This window comes from Neisseria sp. HMSC074B07 (genome assembly GCF_001810355.1).
Lineage (GTDB): Bacteria > Pseudomonadota > Gammaproteobacteria > Burkholderiales > Neisseriaceae > Neisseria.
On the sequence record NZ_KV800954.1, the window covers coordinates 1 to 536 of the forward strand.

The 536-nt window shown below is 52.4% G+C and carries 1 protein-coding gene; it reads right to left on the reverse strand.

The genetic code is table 11. The features are described 5' to 3' along the window. The coding region (locus HMPREF2726_RS08650) for a GTP-binding protein (RefSeq protein WP_094113248.1) at positions 1-536 on the reverse strand (536 nt) is incomplete at both ends.

Consider the following 536-nt stretch of genomic DNA (forward strand, 5'->3'; position numbering starts at 1 on the left):
GAGAATACGTCTTCGATAGGCAACAGGAACGGTTTGTCCACGGCACGCTCAGGAGTCGGGATGTAGCTGTCCAATGCGGCAGCCAGTTCGAAGATTTTTTCTTCGTAAGCGGCGTCGCCTTCCAAGGCTTTCAGTGCAGAACCTTGTACGATCGGGCAGTCGTCACCTGGGAAGTCGTAGCTTGACAGCAAGTCACGGATTTCCATTTCAACCAGTTCCAGCAGTTCGGCATCGTCAACCATGTCGCATTTATTCATGAACACGATGATGTAAGGTACGCCTACTTGGCGGGCCAACAGGATGTGTTCGCGGGTTTGCGGCATAGGACCGTCGGCAGCGGAACATACCAAGATTGCGCCGTCCATTTGTGCGGCACCGGTAATCATATTTTTAACGTAGTCGGCGTGACCCGGGCAGTCTACGTGTGCGTAGTGGCGGGTTTCGGTTTCGTATTCTACGTGTGAGGTATTAATGGTAATACCGCGGGCTTTTTCTTCGGGAGCGTTATCGATTTGGTCGTAAGCTTTTGCAGCACC